Annotated in this window: 21 protein-coding genes; 10 read left to right on the plus strand and 11 right to left on the minus strand. The window is 65.2% G+C overall.

Going from position 1 to position 21,960, the window contains the following annotated elements:
• Positions 1-18: 18 nt before the first annotated feature.
• Both ACVWZM_RS12435 and ACVWZM_RS12440 read right to left on the minus strand, forming a co-directional pair.
• Entirely contained in the window at positions 19-3,174 is a 3,156-nt protein-coding gene (locus ACVWZM_RS12435; RefSeq protein ID WP_057016195.1) for a multidrug efflux RND transporter permease subunit, read from the minus strand.
• 6 nt (positions 3,175-3,180) lie between these two features.
• Complete coding sequence (locus tag ACVWZM_RS12440; protein ID WP_253604559.1) at positions 3,181-4,386, minus strand: efflux RND transporter periplasmic adaptor subunit; 1,206 nt, start codon at positions 4,384-4,386, stop codon at positions 3,181-3,183.
• 540 nt (positions 4,387-4,926) lie between these two features.
• Here ACVWZM_RS12440 and ACVWZM_RS12445 point away from each other — a divergent pair.
• From ACVWZM_RS12445 to ACVWZM_RS12455, 3 genes are all read left to right on the plus strand, one after another.
• On the plus strand, positions 4,927-5,913 hold the full coding sequence (locus ACVWZM_RS12445) for a hypothetical protein (RefSeq protein ID WP_057016194.1): 987 nt from the start codon (positions 4,927-4,929) through the stop codon (positions 5,911-5,913).
• A 27-nt stretch (positions 5,914-5,940) separates the two neighbouring features.
• Positions 5,941-6,969 (plus strand): peptidoglycan -binding protein, encoded by a 1,029-nt coding sequence (locus ACVWZM_RS12450; RefSeq protein ID WP_456853343.1) that lies wholly within the window; start codon positions 5,941-5,943, stop codon positions 6,967-6,969.
• A gap of 372 nt (positions 6,970-7,341) precedes the next feature.
• Positions 7,342-7,728, plus strand: coding sequence for a hypothetical protein (locus tag ACVWZM_RS12455; RefSeq protein WP_456853345.1), 387 nt, complete (start codon positions 7,342-7,344; stop codon positions 7,726-7,728).
• Positions 7,729-7,841: 113 nt separating this feature from the next.
• On the opposite strand, the gene ACVWZM_RS12460 is transcribed toward ACVWZM_RS12455, so the two are convergent.
• A complete protein-coding gene (locus tag ACVWZM_RS12460) occupies positions 7,842-8,162 on the minus strand; it encodes a PilZ domain-containing protein (RefSeq protein WP_057016191.1) in 321 nt (106 codons plus the stop codon).
• 321 nt (positions 8,163-8,483) lie between these two features.
• Between ACVWZM_RS12460 and ACVWZM_RS12465 the strand changes: the two genes are divergently transcribed.
• The 3 genes from ACVWZM_RS12465 to ACVWZM_RS12475 all read left to right on the plus strand — a co-directional run bounded on the left by ACVWZM_RS12465 (position 8,484) and on the right by ACVWZM_RS12475 (position 12,220).
• Positions 8,484-9,998, plus strand: coding sequence for an AMP-binding protein (locus tag ACVWZM_RS12465; protein ID WP_229192663.1), 1,515 nt, complete (start codon positions 8,484-8,486; stop codon positions 9,996-9,998).
• A gap of 144 nt (positions 9,999-10,142) precedes the next feature.
• Positions 10,143-11,114: a S1C family serine protease gene (locus ACVWZM_RS12470; protein WP_456853348.1), complete on the plus strand. Its 972-nt coding sequence runs from the start codon at positions 10,143-10,145 to the stop codon at positions 11,112-11,114.
• A 23-nt stretch (positions 11,115-11,137) separates the two neighbouring features.
• The gene (locus tag ACVWZM_RS12475; protein ID WP_168859135.1) at positions 11,138-12,220 is read left to right on the plus strand and encodes a carboxylesterase family protein; all 1,083 of its coding nucleotides are present in this window, start codon (positions 11,138-11,140) and stop codon (positions 12,218-12,220) included.
• A 114-nt stretch (positions 12,221-12,334) separates the two neighbouring features.
• Here the strand turns inward: ACVWZM_RS12475 and ACVWZM_RS12480 are convergent, their stop codons facing one another.
• Positions 12,335-13,234 carry an SDR family oxidoreductase gene (locus tag ACVWZM_RS12480; RefSeq protein ID WP_456853350.1) on the minus strand — a complete coding sequence of 300 codons (900 nt, stop codon included), beginning with the start codon at positions 13,232-13,234 and terminating at the stop codon, positions 12,335-12,337.
• 56 nt (positions 13,235-13,290) lie between these two features.
• Positions 13,291-14,031, minus strand: coding sequence for an SDR family oxidoreductase (locus tag ACVWZM_RS12485; protein ID WP_229192660.1), 741 nt, complete (start codon positions 14,029-14,031; stop codon positions 13,291-13,293).
• Between the two features lie 120 nt (positions 14,032-14,151).
• Between ACVWZM_RS12485 and ACVWZM_RS12490 the strand changes: the two genes are divergently transcribed.
• Both ACVWZM_RS12490 and ACVWZM_RS12495 read left to right on the plus strand, forming a co-directional pair.
• Entirely contained in the window at positions 14,152-15,039 is an 888-nt protein-coding gene (locus ACVWZM_RS12490) for a LysR family transcriptional regulator (protein ID WP_456853352.1), read from the plus strand.
• Positions 15,040-15,102: 63 nt separating this feature from the next.
• A complete protein-coding gene (locus tag ACVWZM_RS12495; RefSeq protein ID WP_016841536.1) occupies positions 15,103-15,309 on the plus strand; it encodes a hypothetical protein in 207 nt (68 codons plus the stop codon).
• Positions 15,310-15,382: 73 nt separating this feature from the next.
• On the opposite strand, the gene ACVWZM_RS12500 is transcribed toward ACVWZM_RS12495, so the two are convergent.
• From ACVWZM_RS12500 to ACVWZM_RS12515, 4 genes are all read right to left on the minus strand, one after another.
• Positions 15,383-16,060 (minus strand): DsbA family protein, encoded by a 678-nt coding sequence (locus ACVWZM_RS12500; protein ID WP_194295311.1) that lies wholly within the window; start codon positions 16,058-16,060, stop codon positions 15,383-15,385.
• A gap of 36 nt (positions 16,061-16,096) precedes the next feature.
• Positions 16,097-16,834, minus strand: coding sequence for a sulfite exporter TauE/SafE family protein (locus ACVWZM_RS12505; protein WP_051003131.1), 738 nt, complete (start codon positions 16,832-16,834; stop codon positions 16,097-16,099).
• Positions 16,835-17,050: 216 nt separating this feature from the next.
• The gene (locus ACVWZM_RS12510; RefSeq protein WP_057016186.1) at positions 17,051-17,773 is read right to left on the minus strand and encodes an LrgB family protein; all 723 of its coding nucleotides are present in this window, start codon (positions 17,771-17,773) and stop codon (positions 17,051-17,053) included.
• The gene (locus ACVWZM_RS12515) at positions 17,770-18,147 is read right to left on the minus strand and encodes a CidA/LrgA family protein (RefSeq protein ID WP_456853354.1); all 378 of its coding nucleotides are present in this window, start codon (positions 18,145-18,147) and stop codon (positions 17,770-17,772) included. The genes ACVWZM_RS12510 and ACVWZM_RS12515 overlap by 4 nt, the downstream gene beginning before the upstream one ends.
• 413 nt (positions 18,148-18,560) lie before the next feature.
• Between ACVWZM_RS12515 and ACVWZM_RS12520 the strand changes: the two genes are divergently transcribed.
• Positions 18,561-19,778: an IS4 family transposase gene (locus ACVWZM_RS12520; RefSeq protein WP_456853106.1), complete on the plus strand. Its 1,218-nt coding sequence runs from the start codon at positions 18,561-18,563 to the stop codon at positions 19,776-19,778.
• Positions 19,779-19,794: 16 nt separating this feature from the next.
• On the opposite strand, the gene ACVWZM_RS12525 is transcribed toward ACVWZM_RS12520, so the two are convergent.
• Entirely contained in the window at positions 19,795-20,925 is a 1,131-nt protein-coding gene (locus tag ACVWZM_RS12525) for an IS630 family transposase (protein ID WP_076829362.1), read from the minus strand.
• A gap of 39 nt (positions 20,926-20,964) precedes the next feature.
• Between ACVWZM_RS12525 and ACVWZM_RS12530 the strand changes: the two genes are divergently transcribed.
• Positions 20,965-21,246, plus strand: coding sequence for a LexA family protein (locus tag ACVWZM_RS12530; RefSeq protein ID WP_076829365.1), 282 nt, complete (start codon positions 20,965-20,967; stop codon positions 21,244-21,246).
• Positions 21,247-21,510: 264 nt separating this feature from the next.
• On the opposite strand, the gene ACVWZM_RS12535 is transcribed toward ACVWZM_RS12530, so the two are convergent.
• Entirely contained in the window at positions 21,511-21,957 is a 447-nt protein-coding gene (locus ACVWZM_RS12535; RefSeq protein WP_456853356.1) for a PaaI family thioesterase, read from the minus strand.
• Between the last annotated feature and the right edge of the window lie 3 nt (positions 21,958-21,960).

Here is a 21,960-nt window from a genome sequence, read left to right on the forward strand (position 1 = left end):
CAGCACCGGTCCCTGATGTCAGTGACCGATCCTTGCCGGCGCGGGCGGGCCATATACCTCACCCTGCCCCGGCGCCGTTTCGCGATCGCCGGCCAGCACGCGCTGCACGCTGACGAAGAACACCGGCACCAGGAGCAGCGCGAGGATCACCACCGCGATCATGCCGCCCATCACTGACGTGCCGAGTGCCTGCTGGCTGGCGCCGCCGGCGCCGGTCGCGATCGCCATCGGCAGCACGCCGCAGACGAAGGCCAGACCGGTCATCAGGATCGGGCGGAATCTGAGGCTGCACGCCTCGATTGTCGCCTCGACCAGCGGCTTGCCTTGCGCGCGCAGATCCTTGGCAAACTCGATGATCAGGATCGCGTCCTTGGCGGCAAGACCGATGATGGTGATCAAACCGACGGTGAAATAGACGTCGTTGGAGAGCCCGCGCATCGTCGCCGCCACCACCGCACCGAGAATGCCGAGCGGAATGGTGAGCAGCACCGCGAGCGGAATGGTCCAGCTCTCATAGAGCGCGGCCAGCAAGAGGAACACCACCAGCACCGACAGCGCGAGCAGGAACGGCGCCTGCGAGCCCGACAGCTTCTCCTGCAGCGACTGGCCGGTCCATTCATAGCCGAAGCCGCGCGGCAGCTTGTCGGCGAGCCGCTCCATTTCGGCGATCGCATCGCCCGAGGTGAAGCCCGGCCGCGCCTCGCCGGAGATGCGCACCGCCGGATAGTAGTTGAAGCCCGCGATCTGCGTCGGCCCCTTCGTCCACTCGATGGTGGCGAAGGCCGAGAACGGCACCAGCTGGCCGCGGCTGTTCTTGACGTTGTAGTTGAGGATGTCGTCCGCGTTCATGCGGCTGGTCTTGTCGGCCTGCACGATGACGCGCTGCATGCGCCCGCGGTTCGGGAAGTCGTTGATGTAGTTCGAGCCGAGATTGGTCGAGATCGTGTTGTTGATGTCCTCGAAGGTGAGGCCGAACGCGCCCGCCTTCTCGCGGTCGATCATCAGATTGACCTGCGGCGCGGGCGGCAGGCCTTCGACATAGACCTTCTGCAGGATCGGGCTGGCATTGGCCTCCGCGATCAGGCGATCGGACGCGGCGATCAGCGCCGAATAACCCTTCTGGCCGCGGTCCTGCAGGCGGAACGAGAAGCCCGAGGAATTGCCGAGGTTGTCGATCGGCGGCGGCTGCAACGCCGAGATCCTGGCGTCGCGGATCGACGACAAATCGCGGTTGATGTCGGCAACGATGGCGGCGGCGGAATCCTTCGGGCCGCGCTCCGACCAGTCCTTCAGGGTGATGAAGGCCTGCGCGGTGTTCATGCCCTGGCCGAGGAAGCTGAAGCCGGTGAGGAACGTGACGTTCTCGATGCCGGCGCGGTCCTTGAGGTACTTCTCGACCTGCTCGACCGCGGCTTCGGTCCGGGCATAGGACGATTCCGACGGCGTCTGCACGTCGGTCGTGATGAAGCCCTGGTCGTCGACCGGCAGGAAGCCGCCGGGCAGCCGCACGAAGCCGTAGGCGACGCCAAGGAACAGCACGAGGTAGATCAGCATCAGGCGGCCGGTGCGCTTCAGCGAGCCCTGCACGGTGCGGGTATAGCCCGCGCGGCTGGTGTCGAGCACGCGGTTGAACCAGCCGAACACGCCCTTGCTGGCATGGCCGTGGCCCTTCTTGACCGGCTTGAGCAGCGTCGCGCACAGCGCCGGCGTCAGCGACAGCGCGAGCAGCGCCGAGAACGCGATCGCCGCCACCATGGTGACCGAGAACTGCCGGTAGATGATGCCGACCGAGCCGGGGAAGAACGCCATCGGCACGAACACCGCCATCAGCACCAGCGTGATGCCGATGATGGCGCCGGTGATCTGCGACATCGCTTTCTTGGTGGCTTCCTTCGGCGGCAGGCCCTCCTCCGCCATGATGCGCTCGACGTTCTCGACCACGACGATGGCGTCGTCGACGAGGATGCCGACCGCCAGCACCATGCCGAACATGGTCAGCATGTTGATCGAAAAGCCCGCGATCATCAGCGTAGCGCAGGCGCCGAGCAGCGCCACCGGAACCACGATGGTCGGGATGATGGTGTAGCGGATGTTCTGCAGAAACAGGAACATCACGACGAACACCAGCACCACGGCCTCGACCAGCGTCGTCAACACCTTCTTGATCGAAGCCTCGACCACCGGCGTGATGTTGTAGGGGATTTCGTAGGAGATGTTGGCCGGGAAGAAGCGCGACAGCTCCTTCATCTTGGCTTCGACCGCGCTCGCGGTCGCCAGCGCATTGCCCTTCGGCGACAGCAGCACCGAGAGGCCGGCGGTCGGCTTGCCGTCGAGGCGGGTGTTGAACTGGTAGCTGAGGCCGCCGATCTCGATCCGCGCGACGTCGCGCAGGCGGACCGTCGAGCCGTCGGCGTTGGCGCGCAGGATGATGGCGCCGAACTCGTCGGGAGAGGACAGCTGGCCCTTCACCAGCACCTGCGCGGAAATCTTCTGGGTATCTGTGCTCGGCTCGGCGCCGATGCTGCCGGAGGCGACCTGGGCGTTCTGCGCCGTGATCGCCTTGTTGACGTCGTCGGCGGACAGGCCGTAGCCGACCAGCTTGGCCGGATCGATCCAGATCCGCAAGGACCGCTCGGTCGAATACAGCGTGGCGCGGCCGACGCCGGGGATGCGGCGCACCTCGCCCAGCACGTTGCGGATCATGAAGTCGCCGAGGCCCACTTCATCCAGCGAGCCGTCGGTCGAGTTCAGCGTGATGATCTGCAGCACGGCGGACGAGGCTTCCTCGACCAGGATGCCCTGCTGGATCACGGCGCGCGGCAGCCGCGCCTCGACGCGCTTGAGGCGGTTCTGCACCTCGACCGAAGCCTGGCTGGTGTCGGTGCCCGGCTTGAAGTTGGCGATGATCTCGACCTGGCCAAGCGAGTCGGAGGTCGATTCGAAGTTCAGGATGTTGGCGGCGCCGTTGAGCTCCTCCTCGATCAGCCGCGTCACGCTGTTGTAGAGGTTCTCCGGCGACGCGCCGGGATAGCTGGTCGAGATCGAGATCGAGGGCGGCGCGATGATCGGATATTGCGCGACCGCGAGCAGCGGAATCGAGATCGCGCCGATCAGACAGATGAACAGCGCGACGACCCAGGCGAAGATCGGCCTGTCGATGAAGAAGCTAGGCATATCGGATCACCGCACTGCGTGCGCGGTCTGGTGCGAATCCGTCGGTGCTGCAGCTGCGTCGACCTCGCGCCAGGCTTGCGGCCGGACCTTGTCGCCGGCGGCGAATTTCTGGAACCCCTCGACGACGACCTTGTCGCCGGCCTTCAGGCCATCGGTCACGAACCAGGAACCACCTTGCAGCGAGCCGGTGCGCACCGGCTGCACCGCGACGTGATTGTCGGCCTTGACGACGAACACCTCGCTGCCGCCGCCGCCATTGCGCTGGATCGCCTGCTGCGGCACGGCAATCGCATCGCTGTCGATGCCCTGCTCGATCAGCACGCGCACATACATGCCCGGCAGCAGGATGCGATGCGGGTTCGGGAACTCGCCGCGCAACGTCACCTGCCCGGTATAGGCGTCGACCTTGGCGTCGGAGAACAGCAGCTTGCCCGGCAGCGGGTAGATCGAGCCATCGTCGAGCACGAGGCGCACCTTCATCGCGTCGGGCGCGATGCGGTCGAGATCGCCGCTCTCGAAGGCGCGGCGGAGCTGGTTCATCTCGGTCACCGACTGCTGGAAGTCGGCGTAGATCGGATCGAGCTGCTGGATGGTCGCAAGGCTCGCGGCGTCGTTCTGCACGACGAGCGCGCCCTCGCTGACCAGCGCCGCGCCGATGGTGCCGTCGATCGGCGCGCGGATCGTCGCATAATCCAGATTGAGCTTGGCTCGCGCGACTTCGGCCTCGCGACCCTGCACGTCGGCTTCGGCCTGCTTCAGCGTCGCGATCGCCTTTTCGTTCTCGGCTTCCGGCGCCGCGCGCTGGCTGGTCAAGGTGGCGATACGGCGGGCCTGCAGCGCGGCCTGTTCGAGCACGGCCTTGGCGCGCGCCAGCGCCGCCTCGGTCGACTGCAATTCGACTTCGAACGGGCGCGGATCGATCTGGTACAGGGGATCGCCGACCTTCACCTCGCTGCCCTGATGGAACATGCGGTTGACCACGATGCCCGAGACGCGCGGGCGTACCTCGGAAACACGGGTCGGCGCGATGCGGCCCGGCAGCTCGCGCAGCATCGCGCGCGCCTGTGGCTTCACGGTGACGACACTGACGTCCGGCTCGGGTGCTTGCACGGCGGCGGTTGCGGTGTTCGGCTCGTCGCAGCCTGCAAGCAGTGGCGCCGTCACGGCCAGCATCAGAGCAATGCATGCCGATTGCGCGCGAAGTCCAGACATTGAGATAATCGCCCCTGAAAGGTTTGAACAAACGAACGGCGGTGTCACGGCGACACCGCTCGCGTTGCTGCGATGAAAATAAAATCTGCTTGCTGCGACGCAATGCGTTTTTGGGCGGCTCAATGTCACAGAATGCTATCACTCTGATTTCGCGGCATCTTTTGTCTTGTCACCGCATTGTGAGCGGGTTCCATCGCAGGCTGTGGGAATGCATTAAGGTCTGCGTGAGCGGGAACCCCGCCATTTTGCCTGCGCGGAATGCCGCACCTTGCAACATCGAGACAATCGGACCGAATCACCATCGTCGCGTTCGCCTCACCGAATGACGCGTGCAAGCCGACCTCATTTCGCGATCTGCGGGTGGGGTGCGCAGTTCAGCGGATGGTGATGCGCCGAGCGGTCGGAAAGCCGTGCAAAGCGGCAACGGCCCACGAGATTCCAACTCAAGGTCCTGTTTGCTGCCCCTGGAATCGGCTTTCCTCACTCCGCCGCTGTGCCATATTGCTCGCAGATGCGGCCTTCGCGAACGGATGACCGGCAATGCCTCCTTCCCGCTCCGACATGGAGATCGAATTGAGCAAGCTGTCCTCGCCTCGTATCTTCCTGGTGCGGATGCTGGTGTTCCTGGTGCTCTGCGGCCTGGTCGGGGTCGTGCTGTACAAGCAGATCGTCACCGCCTTCTTTGCCAATCCGGGGCTGAACGCCCTGATCGGGGCGGTGCTGCTGATCGGCATCATCCTGGCGTTCCGCCAGGTGATCCGGCTCTATCCCGAGGTCGCCTGGGTCAACAATTTCCGCATCGCCGATCCCGGCCTTGCGATCGAGCGCCGCCCGACGCTGCTTGCCCCGATGGCCGCGATCCTCGGCGGCGAACGCTCGGGGCGGATGTCGATCTCGCAGCAGACCATGCGACATCTGCTCGATTCGATCGCAACCCGCCTCGATGAAGCCCGCGACATCTCGCGCTACATGACCGGCCTGTTGGTGTTCCTCGGCCTGCTCGGCACCTTCTGGGGCCTGATCGAGACGGTGGGCTCGGTCGGCAAGGTGATCGACGGGCTCAAGGTCGGCGGCGACTCCGGCGCGCTGTTCGATACGCTGAAGGAGGGCCTCGCCGCGCCGCTCGGCGGCATGGGCATCTCGTTCTCGTCCTCGCTGTTCGGCCTCGCCGGCTCGCTGATCCTCGGCTTCCTCGACCTGCAGTCGAGCCAGGCCCAGAACCGCTTCTACACCGACCTCGAGGACTGGCTCGCCGGCACCGTGCGCGGCATTTCCGGCGATGAAGCCGGCGTCTCCGGCGACATGCAGGGCGCGATCGATCGGCTCCGCACCGCGCTCGAGGAAGGCGGCGGCGGCCGCAGCACCACGGCCGCGATGGCCAATCTTGCCGAGGCGATCCAGGGACTGGTTGCGCATATGCGCACCGAGCAGCAGATGATCCGGGAATGGGCCGACGGCCAGGGCGAGCAGAACCGCGAGATCAAGCGGCTGCTCGAACGCCTCGCCCGCCAGCCCGAGAAAAGCTAGCCGGGGAGCAAGCCCAAGGAGACACCCATGGCCCTCGCCCGCTCGCGCCGCAGCGAATCCGGCTTCAACTACTGGCCCGGCTTTGTCGACGCATTGTCGACGCTGGTGCTGTCGATCGTGTTCCTGCTGTCGGTGTTCCTCGTCGTGCAGTTCTTCCTGTCACAGGAGGTCACCGGCAAGGACAAGGCGCTGGAACAGCTCACCGCCAAGATCGCCCAGCTCAACGACCTGCTGTCGCTGGAGAAGCTCTCCAAGCTGACGCTCGACGACCAGGTGGCGCAGCTGCGCGCCGGCCTCGCTTCCGCCGAAGGCGAGCGCGACCGCATGAAGGGGCTCTATGAGGGGCTCGCGAGTTCCGGCAGCGACGCGCAGGGCCGCGCCAACGAGCTCAACAAGGCGCTGGAATCCGAGAAGGCCGTATCGTCGCGCGCACTGGCGCAGATCGAGCTGCTGAACCAGCAGATCAGCGCGCTGCGCCGCCAGCTCGCCGCGCTCGAGGAGGCGCTCGACGCCTCCGAGAGACGCGACAAGGAATCGCAGAACCGCATCGCCGATCTCGGCCAGCGCCTCAATGTCGCGCTGGCGCAGCGGGTGCAGGAACTGTCGAAATACCGCTCGGAATTCTTCGGCCGGCTGCGTGCGATCCTCGGCAACCGTCCCGATATCCGCGTCGTCGGCGACCGCTTCGTGTTCCAGTCGGAAGTGTTCTTCGACACCGGCCAGGCGACGCTGCTGCCCGAGGGCAAGACCGAACTCGAAACTGTCGCGAGCGCGCTGATCGATCTCGACAAGCAGATTCCGCCCGAGATCGCCTGGGTGCTGCGCGTCGACGGCCACACCGACGTGCGGCCGATCAACAGCCCGCTGTTCAAGTCCAACTGGGAGCTGTCCTCGGCGCGCGCGATCTCGGTGGTGCAGTACCTGGTCTCGCTCGGCGTGCCGGCGCAGCGCCTGGTCGCCGCCGGCTTTGCCGAATTCCAGCCGCTCGACACCGCGCAGACCGAAGAGGCCTACAAGCGCAACCGCCGCATCGAGCTGAAGCTGACAGAACGCTAGGACGACGGCGCCTGGCCAACCAGTCGTCATTGCCGTGTTTGCGTGAACCCGTGAGGACGGGCACACGGCGCTATCCGTTCGTTGTCCTGGCGAAAGCCAGGACCTATAACCATCCCACTTGATCCTGGACGGGATCGTGGCCCCAGCGTCGCGCAACAATTGAGATTTGGGGTAATGGGTCCGGCTTTCGCCATGACGACATTGAGTGTGTGGCAAGGTCTGTGAGTCACACGTCCGCATTCTCGCGACATGAATGTCCAAACTTCATGTCGAAAGATCCGCAACACCGGCGAGGCGTCGCCGCGATCGGTGGAGACCGTTCATTACACGGATATTTGCTTCGTCCTGGCGAGGCTTCCGGGAACGCATCAAATGCGGCGGACGTTATGTTGGTATCGCAATCTCGCGGGCTTGGCGGATATCTCGTCTCCGTCGCGGCTGAGCCTGTCGCTCAAGCCTCACCGCGCCATCTCGGACCAGCGCATGTTCAAGACCAAATTTGCCATCGTCGTCGCCGCCGGCCTCAGCCTCGCGCCGGCCCAGCTTCTCGCGCAAAACACCGGCGGCACCCCGCTGCCGCCGAGGCCAGGCGACCGCGCCGCGCCGTCGAACGGCGTCGGCGGCACTGCGCTCCCGACCCAGTCCGGCCAGCGCGTCGCACCGTCTTCGGGCACCGGCGGCGGCAGCGCCGCACCGGCGCTTCCGGGAGGCCCGACGGGCACCACCACCGGCAATGCCGACAATCCGCAGCGGCGATGACGCGAGCGACGCTTGCGCGGGAAGTCCTGCGTGAACAATTGAACGCGCGGCCGATGTGATCGGCGATGGCCTGCGCCGAACGTCCATTCGATCATTGATTGATGAACGCCGCGCTAGGTCGCGCCGGCCGGCTCCGCGGCCGGTTCAACCGGCTCGGCTTCGGCCGTCACGAATTTGAGCCCGTAGGTCTTGCCGCGACGCCAGACCACCTCGCACGGATAGCGCTTGGCGTGATCGGCGAGCAGCGTCAGCGCGAGGCGGTCATTCACCTCGAACTCGACCTCGGTGGTGATCTTGGCGCCGCCCGGCGAGATGTCGACCACGGCGCATTCGCTCTCGGTCGCGCCGTCGTCGACCGTGATCCAGGCCGCACGATTGTTGAGCTGGCGCCGCGGCTCGCGACTGACCTTGATCCGTGCTCCATTGCTCGCCATCGTCGCCGTCCTTGAAGCCATTGGTCATTGAAAGACATTGCACGCCGTGCACGTCGCTCGACGCGCCCGGCACAGAACCGCAACGGCCACAATGCCGGCCCCCCGTAAAGCCCGGCTTAGCGCGATCGCTTGAACTTTACCGGAATCTTGACGCGGCTTTTAGCGAACAGGGATTCTGCAACTCCATCAGCGGGATACCGGCCGCATGGACAGCCGCCGGCTTGACACGGAGACTGCACTGTTGGTGAAGTGGCGGCCGTGGCCTTGGCCACATCCCTGCAACAAGAGCGCTTCAAGCCGCCTTTTCCGACGGAAACGACCATGCTGATCCCCCTCGCCGACGTGCCGCGCTGGTATGCCGAACGCAAGCCCACGGATGCGATCGCCATCAGTCATGGCGCGGATGCGCTGACCTGGCTCGAGCTCGAGCGCCGCGCCAATGCACGGGCGCGCGCCTTCGCCGCCAAGGGCGTCAAGCCCGGCGACTTCGTCGCGATCGGGCTGCCCAACAGCAACGCGTTCTTCGAGACGACCTTCGCGGTGTGGAAGTGCGGCGCGACGCCGACCTCGCTGTCATGGCGGCTGCCGCGCGGCGAGGCCGCTGCCGTGCTCGAGATTCTGAAACCGTCGCTGGTGGTCGGCGGCGAGGCCGACTGGAATGCGCCGAATTCGCTGCCGGTGAATTTCGTGCCGGACGGATTCTCCGAGGAGCCGCTCGATGCGCCGGTCGCGCGCTACTGGAAGGCGATGACGAGCGGCGGCTCGACCGGGCGGCCGAAGGTGATCCTCGATCACAACCCCGCGGTGATCGAGACCACGGCCGAGGCGACGCTTGGCATTGCGCGCGACACCTCGCTGCTCAATCCGGGGCCGCTGTATCACAATGCGCCATTCATCCTCTCGCACTTTGCGCTGTTCGGGGGCGGAAGGGTCACCGGCATGGTGAAGTTCGACGCCGAGGAGACGCTGCGGCTGATCGAGCGCGAGCGCGTGCAATGGGTGAACTTCGTGCCGACCATGATGCACCGGATCTGGGCGCTGCCCGAGGAGGTGCGCAGCCGCTACGACGTCTCCAGCCTGAAAATCGTGTTTCACATGGCAGCGCCGATGCCGCCCTGGCTGAAGGAGAAATGGATCGAATGGCTCGGCCCCGAGCGGATCTGGGAGCTCTATGGCGGCACCGAGCGGCAGGGCGCCTGCGTGATCTCAGGCACCGAATGGATGGCGCACAAGGGCTCGGTCGGCAAGATCGGCGAGACCGCGAAACTGCGCATCATCGGCGAGGACGGCAACGACGTCGCGCCCGGCGAGACCGGCGAAATCTATTTCCTGCCCAATGACGGCGCCGGCTCGACCTATCACTATCTCGGCGCAACGCCGAAGCGGCGGCCGGATGGCTGGGAGTCGCTCGGCGACATCGGCCGACTCGATGAAGAAGGCTATCTCTATCTCGGCGACCGGCTCGCCGACATGGTTCTGCGCGGCGGCGCCAACATCTATCCGGCCGAGGTCGAGGCCGCGGTCAGCGAGCATCCCGAGGTGCGCTCCTGCGTCGTGGTCGGACTGCCCGATCCGGAATTCGGCCAGCGCGTGCATGCAATCCTCGAGCTCGCCGACAGCGCCGATGCGCAAGCGATCGCCGACGGCATGGGCGATTTCCTGAAGGACCGGCTCAGCCGCTACAAGCATCCGGAAAGTTTCGAGCGCGTCGGCACCGCGCCGCGCGACGATTCCGGAAAGGTTCGCCGCACCATGCTGCGCGACGAGCGCGCCGCGTGGATCAAGGACAACCGCGCCTTCCGCATCATGCCGGCGCGTGCGGCAAAAACCGAATAGGTTCAATTATCTTGCGAGGGGCAGATCTGCACGCCACATGAGCTGTGCAGGCGGCCCTGCAAGGTATATCATTCCATCTTCCCTGCCGGCAGAACCTCGGTCTACCTTGAGGTTCCAGCGCCCTGCACGCCAGGAGATTCCTTGATGCCCTCCACGACCGAATGGAAAGTGCCCGCGGCCTTTCAGCCTCGCCCCGAAGATTACCGCTACGATCTCGATCGCGCGCTGATGAGTGTGGTCGGGCTGCACTCGATCATTCCGCCGGATGCTTTCAGCGCCGAGACGCTCGGCACCGAGCGCGCCGGCAATGGCGTCCTGATCGACGACGGGCTGGTGCTGACGATCGGCTATCTGATCACTGAAGCCGCCACGGTGTGGCTGCATCTCGGCGACGGCCGCGCGGTCGAGGGCCACGCGCTCGGCTTCGATTTCGAATCCGGCTTCGGCCTGGTGCAGGCGCTCGGCCGGGTCGATCTCAAGCCGCTGCGGATCGGCTCGTCCGCGGCGACGCAGGTCGGCGACAATGTGGTGCTCGGCGGCGCCGGCGGCCGCACGCGCTCGGTCGCAAGCCAGATCGCGGCGAAGCAGGAATTCGCCGGCTACTGGGAGTATCTGCTGGACGAGGCGATCTTCACTTCTCCGTCGCATCCGAACTGGGGCGGCACCGGGCTGATCAACAATGCCGGCGAGCTGATCGGCATCGGCTCGCTGCAGCTCGAACGCGAGCGCTCGGGCCACGCCGAGCATGTCAACATGATCGTGCCGATCGATCTGCTCAATCCGGTGCTGGACGATTTGCGCAAGTTCGGCCGGGTCGACAAGCCGGCGCGGCCGTGGCTCGGCATGTTCACGACCGAGATCGACAACCGCCTCGTGGTGGTCGGCGTCGCCAGCAAGGGACCGGCGGCGCGCGCCGAACTGAAGACCGGCGACGTGATCCTCGCGGTCGACGGCGACAAGGTGACGAGCCAGGCCGGCTTCTACCGCAAGCTCTGGTCGCTCGGCGCGGCCGGCGTCGACGTGCCGCTGACCATCTATCACGAGGGCGTCACCTTCGACGTCACGCTGACCTCGATCGACCGCATAAAGGTGTTGAAGGCGCCGCGGCTTCATTGAGGCAAAGGGAAGAGGCAGCGGCGATGAGCGAGGCGGTGGTTGACGACATCGTGGCCGTGCTGCCGCCGCTGTTGCAGACGCTGGAATCGCTGTCCTTCGTCGCGCGCAACCTCAATCCGCCGGACTTCGATCGCGTGATGCAGATTGCGGGCGAGCCGGAGGAGGCCTTGCAGGCGGTGCGGCCGCGGCTCGCCGACTGGCCGGAGAAATTCGCGCACATCAAGACCGCGCTGGAAGCCGCGATCGAACCGGCGCTCGCCGGCTACGCAGGGCTGCGCGCTGTGCAGAACGGCGAAGGCGATCTGGTCAACGTATTCCGCGCGCTGCGCTATCTGCCGCGGGCGCAGGAGGCGCTCTATCCCTTGACCGAGTTGCCGCCGGTCAGCGGCTTCTTCATCGCGCCCGATCTGCGCGAGGATACCGAGCTGCAGGCGAAGCTCGCGGCCAAGCCCAACGCCGACACCGGCATCTTCCACGAGCGCAACGAGCCGGGCAGCCGCGGCGGCTTCTCGATGTACGTGCCGGAGTATTACACGCCCGACCGCGCCTGGCCGCTGGTGATGGCGCTGCATGGCGGCAGCGGCAATGGCCGCGGCTTCCTGTGGAGCTGGCTGCGCGATGCGCGCAGCCGCGGCGCCATCCTGGTGGCGCCGACCGCGACCGGCCAGACCTGGGCGCTGATGGGCGAGGACACCGACACGCCGAACCTGAACCGCATCATCGACCAGGTGCGCGCGCACTGGACGATCGACGAGACGCGCACGCTGCTCACCGGCATGAGCGACGGCGGCACCTTCAGCTATGTGAGCGGGCTCGACGGCGCCTCGCGCTTCACGCATCTGGCGCCCGTTGCCGCGACCTTCCATCCGCTGATGGCGGAAATCGCCGACGCGGAGCGGCTGCGCGGCTTGCCGATCTTCATCACCCACGGCCGGCTCGACTGGATGTTCCCGGTGCAGACCGCGCGGCAGACCCAAGGCCTGCTGTCGGCCGCCGGCGCGAGGGTGACCTATCGCGAGATCGACGATCTCAGCCACACCTATCCGCGCGAGATCAATGCGGAGATCATGCAGTGGATGAATGGTGAGCGAGCCGACAGCACCTGAGGGATCGTATCCCGTCATTGCGAGCGAAGCGAAGCAATCCATTGTCACCGAGCACGCAGACAGATGGATTGCTTCGTCGCTGTCGCTCCTCGCAATGACGTTGCGGGGAGAAGATTACCCGTTCACTCGCGGCTTGAGCAGGTCGGAGAAGCCGACCCGGTGCAGCATCTCGTTGCGGACGCGGTCGATCACGCCGAATGCGACTTCGGCGCCATCTTGCGTCGGATCGATGTGGACGCGGAACGGCCGCTTGCCGAACGGCGTATCGACGACCTTGACGATCGCGTCCGCGACCAGCGAGGCGTCGGCATCCTCGGGCACGATCGCCGCGAACGCCTTCATGATCTCCTCGCCGAAGCCGGCATAGGGACCAGCCTCATATTCGGCGACGCGGGCCTCGTCGGCGGGACGGCCGGAATGCGCAAAGTGGTTGGTGCCGCCGGTGAAGGCGCCGGGCACGATGATCGAGGTCTCGATGCCCCAGCGCGTAAGCTCCCGGGCATAGATCACGGCCATCGCATCCATGCCGGCCTTGGCCGCGAAATACGGCGCGAGATAGGGCGGCGTGCCGCCGGCCGAAGAGCTGCTCGACACCCAGACCACGAGTCCCCTGCCCTGTTTGCGCAGTTGCGGCAGCGCCGCGCGATTGACGCGCTGTGTCGACAGCACGTTGACGTCGTAGAGCTCGGCAAGCTGCTCGGGCGTGAACGCCTCCGCCGGGCCGAACACCATGTGGCCGGCATTGTGCATCACGACGTCGAGGCGGCCTTCCTCGGCGACGATCTGCGCAATCGCCGCATCGACCGACGCCTGCGAGCCGACATCGAGCTCGAGCGCGCGCAGGTCGACCTTGTTGTCGCGCGCGAACTCCTCGATATCGGCGACCGCGGAGGCGTTGCGGCCGGTGGTGTGGCGCATCGAGGCGTAGACGGTGTGGCCGGCCTTGGCGAGCGCGTTGGCGGTGAGGCGGCCGAAGCCGCTCGAAGCGCCGGTGATGACGATGACCTGTTTCATGACACGTATCCTTGTGAAGTCGGTTGAATGCGAGTTGGGTTGGAGATGTGCGGGCGTCAGACCAGGCCGCCATTGGCGCGGAGCGCCTGGCCGTTGATCCAGGAGCCGTCGGGGCCGGCGAGGAACGACACGACATTGGCGATGTCATCGGGCGTGCCGAGCCGCTCCAGCGGCACCATCTTGGCGAAGCGGTCGATCAATTCGTCCGACTTGCCGTGCAGGAACAGGTCGGTCGCGGTCGGCCCAGGCGCGACCGCATTCACCGTGATGCCGCGGCCGCGCAACTCCTTGGACAGGATCGCGGTCAACGACTCGATCGCGGCCTTGGTCGCGACATAGATGCCGTAGGTCTCGAGCTTGGTGCCGACGACGCTGGTTGAGAAGTTGACGATGCGTCCGCCGTTGCGCAGGCGGCGCGCCGCCTCGCGCATGGTGTTGAAGCTGCCCTTCAAATTGACCGCGACCTGCTGGTCGAACGCGGCATCGTCGCTGTCGGCGATCTTGCCGAGCTTCATGATGCCGGCATTGTTGACCAGCACGTCGACGCCGCCGAAGGCGGCTTCCGCCGCGTCGAACATGCCGCGCACCGCGTGGGCATCGCTGACATCGGCCTTCGCGGTCAGTGCCCGGCCGCCGGCGGCCTCGATCCTGTCGGCCACCGCCTGGGCGGACTTGGCGTCGCCGGAGTAGTTGATGACGACGGTGAAGCCGTCCTTGGCGAGGCGTTCGGCCACCGCCGCGCCGATCCCGCGCGAGGCACCCGTCACCAGAGCTACCTTGTTGGTTTGGTTGGTCATTTTCAGTCTCCCATCAGGTTGTGCGGCCGCGCCGCGTTCGATGGGAGGACACTATGTCTTGGCACCTGCCGGATAATTGTACATGATCCGACATCACTATTCGTTATTACCGGATAATAGATGGACCGTTTCGACGCGATGCGCGTGTTCACCCGGGTGGTCGAGCGGCGCAGCTTTTCGCTCGCCGCCGAGGATCTGGGGCTGCCGCGCTCGACGGTGACGGACGCGGTGAAGGGGCTGGAGGCGCGGCTCGGCGTGCGGCTGCTCGAGCGCACCACGCGCACGGCCCGCCCGACGCTCGATGGCGAGGCGCACTACCGCCGCTGCCTGTCGCTGATCGCGGACCTCGAAGACGCCGAGGGCGCGTTCGGCGGCGCGCGGCCGAAGGGGCTGCTGCGGCTCGAGGTGCAGGGCACACTGGCGCGGCACTTCCTGCTGCCGAACCTGCCGGGCTTCCTCGCCGAATATCCTGATATCGAGATCAACATGAGCGAGAGCGACCGCTGGGTCGATCTGATCCGCGAAGGCGTCGACTGCGTGCTGCGCTTCGGCAAGCTGCCCGACAGCGACATGATCGCGCGGCAGGTCACGATGCTGGAGCGGCTGACTTGCGCGACGCCGGATTACCTTGCGCGTTTCGGCACACCGGTCGACCCGTTCGCACTCGATGGCCATCGCATGATCGGCATCCGCTCGCTGACGACCGGACGCCTGCGGCCGATCGAGTTCGTGATCGACGGCGCGCTGAAGCAGTTTCCGCTGCCGGCGCCGATGTCGGTGACCGGCCCCGAGAGTTACCTGGCGAGCGCCAAACTCGGCCTCGGCCTCGTGCAGGTGCCGCGCTTCCACGCCGAAGCCGATCTGACAAACGGCACGCTGATCCCGGTGCTGCAGCAATGCCCACCGCCATCGGTGCCGGTAAACCTGCTCTATCCGCGCAACCGCCAGCTCTCGCCGCGCGTGCGCGTGTTCATCGATTACGTGATGCGGGCGTTCGCGCGCAGTTGATCGATCGCCGGAACCACAGCGAGCCCGGCGACGTTATGCTTCCGACACCGGAGGGATTGAGCGATGCGGACCTTTTTCGGCATGATTTTGGGCGCGCTGCTGCTGATATGCGGCGTCTACGTCTACGATTCCATGCGGACATCGAGCGTCGCCAATGGCGAGGTGGCGCAGGACACGCGCACCATCGTCAATTGGGACGTCGCAGCGCATGACTGGAACCTGCTGAAGACGCGCACCCGCGAGCAGTGGGACAAGATCGCGGCGAAGTAACGATTGTTTTCAAGCCGACACAAAAGCAAATGGCCTCTCGCCGGAGAGGCCATTTTCGTTGCAGGAAGCGCGATCAATTCTGCTCGGTCTTGCGACCCATATTGGCCTTGCGGGCGTCGGCGATCACCTGCTCGAACTGATCCATGCTGAGCACGCCTGGTACGCGGTACTTGCCGACGATGAATGACGGCGTGCCGTTGAAGCCGAACGCCAGCGCCTGCTCGTTGTTGCGGGAAAGGATCGCATCGATCGCCTTGGCGTTGGCGTCGTGATCCTTCTTCAGGCGGTCCATGTCGAGGCCGGCGCCCGAGAGCAATTCGGCGATGCGCGGCTCGGTGATGCGCGAATTGACCGAGATCATCGCCTCATGCGCGACGTCGAACTTGTTCTGGTACTTCGCCGCCAGCGCCATCCGCGCCGCGACCTTGGAGACCGGTCCGAGGATCGGCCAATCCTTCAGCACGAGGCGGACCTTGCCGTCGTCCTGCACCACCTGGCGCAGCTCCGGCGCGAGCTTGCGGCAATAGGGGCAGTTGTAGTCGAACCATTCGACGATGGTGATGTCGCCCTTGGGGTTGCCGATGTCAGGAATATCCGGATCGCGCAGCACCTGCTCCTCGGTCAGGACATTGTCGTCCTCGGCGCGTGCGGCGCCCGCGGCCATGAGCGCGATGCCGGCACCGAACAGGCCGAGCGCGCCGCGGCGGGTGGCACCGGCGTTGATCAGGGGCGATTTCGTCATTTGGTTCATGGCTGGCTTTCGCAAGAGCTCTGCGCCCTTCTTCGTTCAGGACACATTGATGTTACGCAGCAGCATATAGATCGCCACCACGATAATCACAGTCGCAAACACGATATTAAGCGCGCCGCGCCGTTCCGACAGGTGGCGGGCGCTGCTTGTGCCGAGCAGGCCGCCCGCGATGCCGCCGGCGACGAATAGCCCCGCCAGGCCCCACGACACCAGCCCGGACCACGCATAGCTCAGGGCCGTGGTCATGCCGAATGCGGTGACGGCCACCAGCGAGGAACTGACCGCGTTCATGATCGGCATCCCGGTCGCCAGCATCAGCGCCGGCACGATCAGGAAGCCGCCGCCGATGCCGAAGAAGCCGGACATGGTTCCGGTGGCAAGTCCGAGGCCGATGATCGCGGGCATGTTGGACATCGAGATCTTGACGTCGGTCAGCCCGACCCGCGCGCGGTTCTTCAGCATCAGGCCCGCGATGACCAGCATCACCAGCGAGAACAGCGCGAGCAGCTTCTGCCCCTCCAGCATCTTGCCGAGGATGGAGCCGCCGAATGCGCCCAGCATGCCCGACAGCGCGAACACCAGCGCGCAGGACCAGATCACGGTGCCGCCGCGGGCGTGGTTGGAGAGATTGACCGCGGCGTTGGCGGCGACCGCGATCGCCGAGGTGCCGATCGCGACATGCGGCTCCGGCACGCCGACCACGTAGACCATCAACGGCACGGCAAGGATCGAGCCGCCGCCGCCGACCAGGCCCAGCGAAAAACCGACCAGCATGCCCGATGCCAGCCCAAGCACGCTTTGAGTTGCGGAGAAGACCAAGGGGAACAGACTCGCGTTTGAGCCGGCGACCCTAGAAGGATTTGCTGCTCAACGCCATACCAATAGCACAAAACTGCCCTGCAGCCGAACTCTCTATATCAGCATAATCTCCACGCAAACGCGTTGCGTTTGTCGCGAGGGAAAACCGGTTCCCACTTTTCCGGATCACGCTCAGCGCAGCAGATATGTCACAGCCAGCGGCACCAGCAGCGAGGTGACCAGCGCATTCAGGCTCATCGCGATCCCGGCGAAGACGCCGGCGACCTCGTCGACCTGGAAGGCGCGCGCGGTGCCGATGCCATGGGCGGCGATGCCCGCCGCAAAGCCACGGGCACGGAAGTCCGTGATGCCGGTGAAGTTCATCAGGGGCGTGACGATGATCGCCCCCATGATGCCGGTGAGGATCACCGACACCGCGGTCAGCGAGGGATCGGCATGCAGGGATTCGCTGATGCCCATCGCGACGCCGGCGGTGACCGATTTCGGCGCCAGCGACAGGATGACGTCGCGCGGCAGCCCGAACGCCTGCGCCAGCAGCACCACCGAGACGATCGCCGTCAGCGAGCCGATCGCGAGCGCAACCAGCATCGGCAGGATCGCCGCCGCGACCCGCCGGCGATTCTCGTAGAGCGGCACCGCGAGCGCCACCGTCGCCGGCCCGAGCAGGAAGTGCACGAACTGCGCACCGGCAAAATAGGTGGTGTAGGAGGTCCCGGTCAGCAGCAGGAATACGCCGATGATCCACACCGAATGCAGCACGGGATTGGCGAGCGGGTGCCGCCTCGTCTTCAGCGACACCGCGTCGGCCGCCGCATAGGTCAACAGCGTCACCGTCAGCCAGAGCAGCGGCGACTGCGAGAGATAGACCCAGAGCGAGAACGAATTGTCGTTCACGGCCTCTCCTCCTCGCTCGAAAGCAGGCTGCTCGCCGCAACGAAGGTCGCAACCGTCGCCAGCAGGGTGACGATGACGGACACCGCGAGGATCACCAGGACCGCGATACCGTGCTCGGCGAGCAGATCGAGCTTCTGCACCACGCCGACGCCGGCCGGAATGAACAGCAGCGAGAGATTGGCAAGCATGCCGCGGCTCGCGCTCTCGACGCCGTCATCGCCGAGCGGCCCGCGCGCCAGCGCCGGAAAGCGGTCGCGCGCCAACAGCAGCAACACGAGGCCAACCACCGGGCCCGGCACCGGTACCGCCAGCGCGCGCACGGCGACCTCGCCGACCAGCTGGCAGAGCAGGATCAGGCTGAGGCTGGCGATCATGGCAGGAAGCTCACGCGAGACATCCGCCTATCAGGTCGGTGTGGCGGGACCTTGTCAATGCGTGGGTCTTGGATGCATGCGCAGATCTTGGGCGCCGCCGCCTTCAAATCCGTCACACTTTCTCAGACCGTCATCCCCGCTTGTCGTCCCTGCGAAAGCACTAGCGTGTCTACACGGTTTTGGGGCGCGACAGATTGACTCGGTGCAGCAAGAAGTGGCGTCTCTGCAGCATGTTGTATGATTCTCTCACTGGCGCTTTGATTCGAAGGAGCGCCAGCGATGCAGCCGGATTTGTCTTTGGGTGAGTTCGGGGACGTTCGTCTCGACAAAAGGGGGCGACGCTTCTCCGGGCTATGCTTTGCACGCGCAGCGTCTGCTTGCGCCAGATGGCCCGGGGCGATTGGGCTGCCAATATGGCGTTCTGGCGGTTTGTGAACAACCCCCAAGTCACGATCGATAAATTGATTGAGGGCTGGAGCACGCAGACGCGGACTGCGGTCAGCGGGCGTCATGTGCTGGCGATCCAGGATACGAGCGAGGTCAAGTTCCAGACCCAGGCGGGACGGCGGCGCGGGCTGGGCAAAGTCGGCAAGGGCAATGCTCGCGGCGTGCTGTTGCATGCGATGATGGCGGTGGATGCCGACAGCGGGGTCTGTCTTGGCCTTACTGGCGGCAACGTTTGGACGCGCAAAGGCAAGGTAAAAATCCCGCATGAGCGGCGCGCCTTGGCCGACAAGGAGTCGGCGCGCTGGGTGACGGCCGCCGAGCAAGGCCGCGACGTCCTGGCAGATGCCCGCATGATCACCGTCGTCAACGACCGCGAGGGGGATTTCTTTGCTCACTGGGCGCTGACGCCAGCTGAGAATGTCCATCTTCTGTCGCGTGCCATGCACGACCATGCGCTGGTCGATGGCGACACACTTTATCAGGCGGTCGAGCGGAGCCGCTTCTGCGACAACGCGGTGATCGATCTGCCGCAGCGAATGGATCGGCGCGGCCGGCAGGCCCATCTCTCGATGCGCTTCGGAACCGTCGTGCTCAAGCGGCCGCAGAGGCCCGGCGTCACCGACTTGGCGGAGGGCATCAAACTCAGCTTCGTAGAAGTGGTCGAGTTGCATCCGCCGAGAGGTGCGGAGCCCATTCGCTGGCTGCTCCTGACCACTCATCCGGTCGCCACCGCTAAAGACGCCTGGCAGATCGTCTCCTGGTACCGCCAGCGCTGGATCATTGAGCAACTCTTTCGCTCGCTGAAGAGCCAGGGTTTGCGCATCGAGGATAGTCAGATCGAGAGCGCCGAAGGCCTGATCAAGCTCGTGGCGGTCGCCACCAGAGCGGCATGTATCGTCATTCAACTCGTTCAGGCCCGCAACAGTGGCGAAGAATTGCCGGCTGAATTTGTCTTCACCGCAGAAGAGATCGAGACGCTCAGGGCCATCAACAAAACCATGAAAGGTCGCACCGAGCTTCAGAAAAACCACCATCGCCCCAACACCCTTGCTTGGGCGGCATGGATCATCGCAAAACTCGGCGGATGGACCGGCTACGCCTCCCACCGTCCACCTGGACCAATCACCTTCCACACCGGAATGGCCCGCTTCCAAATCCTCGCAAATGGCCCGACAAACGTGTAGATGCACTAGTAGCTCGTCACAGTGATTTTGACTCTTTGGGTATGCCTGGATAGGCGCGCCCCAGTTTGGTGCGAGCTTTGTCCGTTGTGAACATCCAGTTGATACGGGCGCGAGTTTTGTTTCGCTGCCGCTCCCATGCTGCGATCTCGTTTCTAAGGCGTTTTGGATCGTCGATCCGGCGGCCGAGACACTGCCCTTGGAGCACGCCGATCTCGATCTCGACCATATTGAGCCAACTGGCGTGTTTCGGGGTGTAGTGGAACTCGAGGCGGCGCAGGATGCGGCGGGCCTCGGCGGGGGCAAAGGCCTGGTAGAGGGCGCCGGGGGCATGGATCGACAGATTGTCCTGCACGACACGGATGCAGGCGGCCTTGGGGTAATGGACATCGACGAGTTCGCGCATGCAGTGAGCATAATCCACGGCGGTGCGCCGTTCGGTGACTTTGACGTTACGCCAGGCCCGATGCGGATCGAGGGCGACAAAGAGATTGACGGTGCCGTTGCGGCGGTACTCGTAATCGTAACGCTCGCGCTTTCCCGGCTCGGGTGGGATCGGCTGGCGCACTTCGCCGATGAGCTGGACGGGGGTTTCGTCGAAGCAGACCAGCGGCCGCTCGGGATCAGGCGCTTCAGCGTAGAGATCGAGCACATCTTCCATGCGGGCGACGTATTCGCCATCGACATGGGGAATGCACCACATGTCCCTGCGCCACGGCTTGAGGTCATTATCGGCCAGCCGGCGGCGCACGGTCTCGCCCGACAGGCTGTCATGATCGGTGAGCTTGACCATCACGTCGGCCAGCAGCGCCAGCGTCCAGCGCCTCCGGCCAGCGGGCGGCTTGGCGCATGCGGTCGCCACCAGCAGGGCTTCCTCCTTGCCGGTCAGCTTGCGCTCCGCACCGGGACGCGGCTCCTCACTCAAGGCCCGATCGAGATTGCCTTCCACCAAGCGGCGTTTGGTCCGATAGACGGTGGAGGCGCTTACTCTGACGGTCCGGACAATCTCCTCGTCGCGGCTGCCGATGTCGGCCGCCAGCAAAATCTGGGCCCGCTTGAGTTTGCGAGCGGCATGCTTGCCGCCGCTCAGCATCGCCGTCAGTTCCTCTCGCTCGGCTTGGCTCAATTCAACCCGGTACCGTACATTCATCGTTCGCCTCCCTGTCGGAGGCTCCGGACGAATCGATCCATGAGTCAAAAATCAGGCGCACGCTTTACCGAGAAGCAGGGCCATTATCTGGCTTTCATCTATACCTACTCGCACATGTTCGGACGGCCCCCCGCCGAAGCCGACATGCAGCGTCACTTCGGTGTTAGCCCGCCCTCAGTCCATCAGATGATCGTCACGCTCGAACGTAACGGCCTCATTCGCCGTCGAGCCGATATCCCCAGAAGCATCGAAATCCTCGTGCCGCCAGAGAACTTGCCGATCCTAAGCTGGCTCGGTATCAAACCGTCAAAATCACTGTGACGAGCCACTAGTGCGAAAGCAGGGACCCATAACCACCGCGCTCGGTGATGACCGGGATCGTGGCCCCAGCCAGCGCAACAATTGAGATTCGGGGTATTGGGTCCTGGCTTTCGCCAGGACGACACGGGGTGTGTGGCGCGGCCTGCATCCACAATCGTCGTCCCTGCGAAAGCAACACGCGCTTCGACCAGCTCCGTCCTCCCGAGGTGTGTGCCTTGCGCCGCAAGGCTCGCACCTCAGGGTGACGGGGAGAGAGTTAGCCTTCTACGACTCCCGCCGTGCCAGCGCCATCAGCGTGCCGCTCATGGTCGCGACCAACGTCTCGGCGCCGTCCTGGATCGCATAGGCGCGGCCGTCGCAGACGGTCAGCGTGCGGCCGGGCTTGACCACGACGCCGCGGAACACGAACCGCTCGCCGCGCGCCGGCGCCAGCAGGTTGGTCTTGAACTCCACGGTGAGGATGTCGGAGCCTTCGGGCATCAACGTGAAGGCGGCGATGCCGCAGGCATTGTCGAGGCCCGCGGTGATGATTCCGGCATGCACGAAGCCGTTCTGCTGGCAGAATTCCGGCGCGTAGGGCATCGCGAGATCGACCTCGCCGGGCTCCATGCGCGCGATCGAGATACCAAGCGTCTGCATCGCCCGCTGGCGTGCGAATGTATCGGTCGCGACGGCGCGATAGTTTGGATTCTTCGGCTCGAAACGCGGCATGGC

This window comes from Bradyrhizobium sp. USDA 4501 (genome assembly GCF_054062115.1).